We start from the raw sequence: 6,668 nt of genomic DNA on the forward strand, positions 1-6,668 counted from the left end.
GTGATCGACCGGGCGGTCGGCGACACCGACGACGAGCGGCGCACGGTGACGCTGAGGGGGATCGGCGCGCGCTGGGCCGGGCTGCGAGGGGATCTTGCCCCGGGGGCGCAACTCGTGGACGCCGTCGACCCGTTGGCGGGAGGCCCCCGGGGCCGTGTCCCGGCCCTTGCCAGGGGCGCATGCACATCCGGCGTGCGCTGCCCGTACCCCCTCCCGGTGGCCGTTGTCGTGGCAGCATGTCCCGCAGCGGCGCTCCCGTGTCCTGGTGCGCCGGTTCGTCCACAGCCTGTGGAGGCGGCGATGCGTTGGTTGGTGGGGTGGAGCAGTGTCGCCGCGAGCTTCGGCACCGCCGGCTCGGTCGGCCGGCACGATGAGGAGCGCACCGTCCACCCCGTCGGCTCCCAGCTCCTGTGGGGAGACCCCGATCCGCTCTGGGCCGTGGGCGACTGGCGGCCGGACGAGATCCGTGTCGTCACCGCCACCACGCCCGAGGGCGCGCCGTCCGCCCGCCTCGCCGTCCTCGGCTGCTGCGGAGCCACCGACGAGCAACTGCGGGTGGGGCTGCTCGCCGCACGCGGCGGAGCGCTGCGGCACCTGACGGCCTGGTCGGGCAGTTACACCGCGGTCGTGCAGATCGGCCGCCGCATCACCGTCGCCGCGGACATCGCCGGAGCCCGCCCCGTCTTCCACACCCCCTGGGCCAACGGCACCGCCTACGCCACAGCCGCCCTGCCGCTCGCCGACCTCATCGAGGCGCAGCTGGACATCGGGCACCTCGCCGCGCTGCTCGCCTGCCCCGATACCCCCGAGGCCCTCGGCGACGGCACGCCGTACGAGGGGGTGCGCCGCGTCCCGCCGGGACACGCGCTCATCTTGCGCGAGGGTTCGCGCGAGGTCACCGGTTACGAGGCCGTGGCCTCCCTCGCCGTCGCGGCACCCCAGGTCGACCCGGTGAGCGCGGTCGAGGGCGTGCGGGACGCCCTGGTCGAGGCCGTGCGCGCCAGGCTCACCGCCCCCCGCCACGCCCCGGAGACCCTGCCGGCCGACCCAGGACCCGTCCCCGGGATGGGCCCGGCCGACCGTCGTGCGGCCCGCGGGGCGCCCGTCCCCGGCATCGGGGCGGACCTCTCCGGCGGCAGCGCGTCCGCCACCCTCGCGCTGCTGGCCGCCGGGCTGCCGGGACTGCCCGGCACCGTCCTCGGCCACGGCACGGGGGCCGGCGAGCGGCTGCTCGCCGTCACCTTCAACGACCTGTCCGCGCAGGGCCTGGAGGACGAGATGGAGCGCGCCCGCGTCATCGCGTCCAACCCCCGTCTGCACCACGTGGTCGTCGCGGCGGGCGAGGAGGCACTGCCGTACGCGGCCCTGGAGAACGGCCCGCTCACCGACGAACCCGCTCCCACCCTCGTCGTCGCCGAACGCCACCGCCGCCGGCTGGCCGCGGGGAGCGCGGACCACTTCGTCGGCCACGGCGCCCGTGAGGTGCTCGACGCGCACCCCGCGCGCCTCGCCGACCTCCTCATGGACCGGCGCAGACGCCACATCCTGCGGCCCGTGGCCGCGCTCGCCAGGGCGGAAGGGCCGTCCGCGCACTCCTTGTTCGTCCCGCTCGCCGTCTACCGCGCCGCCCGCAGACTGGCCCGCACGTCCTACCGCTCCGGCCTCGAGACGGCGGCGGCCCTGCTGCCCGACGCCAACCGCCACGCCCCCGACCTCGCCACCCCCGCGGACGCCTCGCTCGCCTCGCTCGCCTGGTCGCGGCCCGGTCCGGCCGCGCGCTGGCTCACCGGGGAGGCGCTCGCGGAAGTATCGGTTCGCCTTCAGGAGGCGGCCTTCCGGCCGGCGTCGGTGCAGCGGCCGGGAGAGGCCCGCGCCCGTGCGGCGCTCGCCCGGCACGCCGCCGGCCAGCGGATCCTGGAGCAGGCGGCGGAGATCCGCAGCCAGCGGCTGCACGCCCCGTTCCTCGACAACCAGGTCGTACGGGCGGCCCGGGCGCTGCCCGAGTCGCTGCGGGTCCAGCCGGGGGCCAGGGCCGCCGTCCTGCGCCGGGTCCTCGCCGGTGCGGGCATCCACGACCTGCCGGCCGGCTGGGGCACCCCGTCCCAGGCCACCTCGACGGCGGCGGGCCGCGTCGGGTTGCGCACCGCCCTCCCGGAGCTGATCGCCCTCTTCGACGCCCCCCTGCTGGCCGACGCGGGCCTGATCGAGGCACGCGTGGTGCGCAAGGCCCTGCGCGCGGCGGCCGAGGGCGAACCCCTCCCGCTGGACGGCCTGGCCGAACTGGCCTCCACCGAGCTGTGGCTCCGCCGGCTGGTCACCCGCCGGGGCACCTGCTGGACCGGTACGGCCGCCCCGCGCCAACGGGCGGTGGCCGGCGGAGTGGTCCCGGCCCGCCGGACACTGCAGCCGTAACTGTCGTCGCGCCGAACGGGTGCGGAGGCCGGTCGCTGACCGGCGAGGCGAGGCGAGTCGGCTCGGCCGTCACCCCCCGTCGCCCCCGTCGCCCCGTGCGGCGGGAGCGCGGGGCGCAGACCCGCGAGCGGCCCCGGGCGCCCCGAAAACCGGCAGACCCGTGGCCTGTCCCGGGACACAATGACCCCGTGCGGTACCTGATCCTGGGCGTCACCGAGGCGCGAGACGAACACGGCGGTGCCCTACCGGTCGGGGGCGCGCGGCTGCGTGCCCTCCTCGCGGCACTCGCGTTGCGCGCCGGCCGTCCCGCGACGGTCGCCGGGCTCATCGACGACGTGTGGGCCGGCGATCCCCCCGTCGACGCCCCCGCCGCACTCCAGGCGCTCGTCGGCCGGCTGCGCCGCGCCCTCGGCAAGGAGGCGGTCACCGGGGTCCCCGGCGGCTACCGGCTCGACGCGGGGCCCGACGACGTCGACCTGTACGTGTTCGAGGGCCTCGCCCGCCAAGGCGCCGCGGAACTGGACGCCGGCGACCCCGACTCAGCGGCCCGCACGCTGCGCGCCGCCCTCGCCCTGTGGCGGGGACCGGCACTGGCCGACCTCCCCGGCCACGCACGCGACCACGGACCACGGACCGAGGCCCACCGGCTGTCGACGACCCGACAGCGCATCGAGGCGGACCTGCGGCGCGGCGCCACGGCGGACCTGGTGCCCGAGCTGAGGGAACTGACCGCCGCCCACCCCTTCCACGAGCCCCTGCACGCCCAACTGGTCCGCGCCTTGCGCGCCGAGGGCAGGCAGGCCGACGCACTCGTCGCCTACGAGGACGCCCGCCGGACGCTCGCCGACGGCCTGGGCGCCGACCCGGGCCCGGAGCTCACCGCCCTGCACGGGGAACTCCTCCGGCCCCCGCCCCGCGCCCCGGAGCATCGCGAGTACCCGGCACCCTCGGTGCCCGCCGGACTCCAGGAGCCCCCCGGCCCCCGGCCCCCGGAAGGGGCCCCGGACACTCCCGAGGGCAACATCCGGCCCCGGCTCACCTCCTTCGTCGGCCGCGCACCCGAACTCCGGGCCATCCGGACCGACCTGGCCCGGGCCCGACTCGTCACCCTCACCGGCCCCGGCGGGTCGGGGAAGACCCGTCTCGCCGAGGAGTCCGCGGGGGCGGACGGCGCGTGGATCGTCGAACTCGCCCCGCTCGACGACCCCTCCGCCGTGCCCGGAGCCGTCCTGTCGGCGCTCGGGCTGCGCGAGACGGCTCTCCTGCGGGACAGCACCCGGGAGGGGATCACCGCGCCCTCCGACCCCACCGAGCGGCTGGTCGAACACCTCTCCCACCGGTCCCGCGACCGCCCGTTCCTCCTGGTGCTCGACAACTGCGAGCACGTCATCGACGCGGCGGCGGCCCTCGCGGAGACCCTGCTCGTCCACTGCCCCCGGCTACGCGTCCTCGCCACCAGCCGCGAGCCGCTCGGCGTGCCCGGCGAAGCCGTACGCCCGGTGGGGCCCCTCTCCCCGGACCACGCACACCGCCTCTTCGCCGAGCGCGCCCGCGGAGTCCGCCCCGACTTCGACCCGGCAGCCGGAGCGGCGGAGAACACGCGCGCCGTCGCCGAGATCTGCCGCCGCCTCGACGGCCTGCCGCTCGCCATCGAGCTGGCCGCCGCCCGGCTCAGGCTCCTCACTCCCCGCCAGATCGCGGACCGCCTCGACGACCGGTTCCGGTTGCTGAGCAGCGGGAGCCGCACCGTCCTGCCCCGCCAGCAGACCCTCCGGGCGGTCGTCGACTGGTCCTGGGACCTGCTGTCCGAGGACGAGCGGACCGTGCTGCGGCAGGTGTCCGTGTTCGCGGGCGGCTGGGACCTGGCGGCCGCCGAGGCGGTGACCGCCGGCGCCGAGTCGGCCTCGATGCTCGGCGCCCTCGTGGACAAGTCACTCGTCGTCGCCACTCCCACCGCGGCCGGCGGCATGCGCTACCGGCTCCTGGAGACCATCCACGAGTACGCCTCCGAGCGGGCCGCCGAGACCCCCGGCCTGCTGGCCGACGCGACCGAGGCTCACACGGCGTACTTCACGGCGCTCGCGGAGGAGGCCGACCCGCTGCTGCGCACCGGCGACCAGCTTCCCTGGGTCCTGCGGCTGGAGACGGACCTCGACAACCTGCGCGCCGCCCTGCACCGCACCGTCGTCACCGACCCCCGCGAACCGGCGGCTCTGCGGCTCGTCCTCGCCCTGGGCTGGTTCTGGTGGCTGCGCAACTACCGCACGGAGGGCCTGACCTGGGCGGACCGCACGGCCGCCCTCGGAGAGGACCCGCAGGACCGGGCCGACCCCCGCTACTGGCCCCGGAAGCACCTCCACATGTGGCGCTTCTTCCTCGCGGCGGAGAACCGGCCGACCGACAACCTCCACGAGGACGAGGAACTCCAGACCCTGGTGCTCCGGGTGACCGAGGCGTTCCGCACCGGTGGCGCCGAGTCCGCGCGCTTCCCCGGCCTGCTGTGGCCGATGACCGCCTACATGCACCGCGAACACGTCCCGGACGTGCACACGGACTTCGACGCGGCCGTACGCAACAGCCGCGAGCACGGAGGCGAGTGGGAGTACGGGATCACGTTGCTGTTCCGCGCCCACATGCTGGTGGACAGCCCGATCGGCATGGCGGGGATCGACGACGACCTGACCGAACTGCGCGCGCTGAGCCGCCGGGTCGGCGACCGCTACCTGCTCGCCCAGGTCGCGAGCGTCACGGCCGAGGCGGGATTGGTGCGGGGGGACAACGAGGGATCGCGGGCGGCCTACCGGGAGGCGCTGCAACTGGCCCGCGAGGTCGGCGCCCAGGCGGAGCTGCCCTTCCTCACCGCACGCCTGGCCGAGCTCTCCTACCGTGACGGTGACCTGGACACCGCCTCGAAGCGGCTGGACGAGGCGGAGGCGGAGGCGGAGCGGCAGCACGTCCTGGACGCGCGCGCCTACGTGCACTTCCTGCGGGCGTCGATCGCGTTCACTGCCGGGGACGTCCCTGAGGCGCGGTGGTTCGTGGACTCCGCACGGAACGCACAGGTGTACGGCTCCCGGCCGCCGCAGTTCGCGGCAGCTGTCGCGGGACTGGCCGCCCGGATCAGCGTTCTCGAACCCACGGGCGGCCCGGAGGCGGGACTCCGCGGGCTGACCGAGGCCCTGCGCCTGGCCGTCACGACCGGCTGCCCGCAGGCCGTCTCCGCCCACCTCGCCGAGGCGGCCGCGGTCACGCTGCCACGGCTGGGCCTGTGCGAGGAGGCGGCCCGCGTCCTCGCCGCCTCCCGGGGCTGGTGGGTGACCGGTCAACGGCCCGCGGTGGAGGAGGCCGACGTGGCGGCGACGCACCGGGAAGTGCGCACGGTACTCGGATCCGAGGCGTACGAGAGGGAGAGTCTCGCGGGCCGCGGCATGACGCCGGAGGACGCCTTGGACCTGCTGAGCCGGCTCACCGAACGGATCGGCTGTCGCTGACCACCGTCCCTCGGCCGACGGCAGCCGGCACCGTCATCCGCCTCGGCGGCAGCCCGATTGCCGACTGCTCAGCGGCAGCGCGCAAGCCGACGCGGCAGCGCGAAAGCCGACTGCTCAGGGGCAGTTGATGACCGACTGCGCCCAGTCGGCCAGGGCCACCCCGCTGAACGGCTCGGCGGGCTCCACGACCAGCCGGATGGTCCGGTGGCCGCCGATGCCCAGGTCCACCGGCACCGCGGCGTCGCCGCCGCGCAGCACCGGGGACTCCCAGAGCCTCACATCGGCGCCGTCCTCACCTCCGCCGAACACGGAGAAGCGCACCGCCCCGAGCCCTCGGGTCATGTCGTCGACACCGACCATCGCCCCGTAGCGGGTGCACGGACGGTTGAGCCGGATGGTGACCGACGAGCGGGCATGGATCGTCACGCCGTGCGCGTACGGCGCGGAGCCGATGGAGAGCTCCGAACGCTGCCAGAACACCCCCCTGCTCCCCGCGAGCAGTATCTCCGGTGCGCCGTGGTCCCCGGCGACCGCGTACGCCAGCTCGCTCACCCGGAAGACCTCCGGCGAAGGGGGCGGGGGAGGCGCCGGTGGCTTCGGCGCGGGGTCCGGCTCGGACGGGGCAGGGGGTGACGGCCGTGGCGGTGGGGCGGGCGCGGCAGAGGGCGTCGGCTCCGGGACCTGCGGCCGGGGGCTGCCGGCCGGGCCGGGCCCGGGGGCGGGAGGCGGCTCGGGCGCCGGGGCGGCGGGAGGCGGGGGAGGCGG

At 76.4% G+C, this 6,668-nt stretch carries 3 protein-coding genes; 2 read left to right on the forward strand and 1 reads right to left on the reverse strand.

Annotated elements, in window-relative coordinates; genetic code table 11:
* Window positions 1–300 precede the first annotated feature (300 nt).
* Entirely contained in the window at window positions 301–2,412 is a 2,112-nt protein-coding gene (locus tag ABZ371_RS27095; protein ID WP_358684258.1) for an asparagine synthase-related protein, read from the forward strand.
* A 188-nt stretch (window positions 2,413–2,600) separates the two neighbouring features.
* Window positions 2,601–5,903: a BTAD domain-containing putative transcriptional regulator gene (locus tag ABZ371_RS27100; RefSeq protein WP_358684260.1), complete on the forward strand. Its 3,303-nt coding sequence runs from the start codon at window positions 2,601–2,603 to the stop codon at window positions 5,901–5,903.
* A 114-nt stretch (window positions 5,904–6,017) separates the two neighbouring features.
* Here the strand turns inward: ABZ371_RS27100 and ABZ371_RS27105 are convergent, their stop codons facing one another.
* On the reverse strand, window positions 6,018–6,455 hold the full coding sequence (locus tag ABZ371_RS27105; protein WP_358684262.1) for an NPCBM/NEW2 domain-containing protein: 438 nt from the start codon (window positions 6,453–6,455) through the stop codon (window positions 6,018–6,020).
* Window positions 6,456–6,668: the final 213 nt, after the last annotated feature.

This window comes from Streptomyces sp. NPDC005899 (assembly GCF_040629645.1).
Taxonomy (GTDB): Bacteria; Actinomycetota; Actinomycetes; order Streptomycetales; family Streptomycetaceae; genus Streptomyces.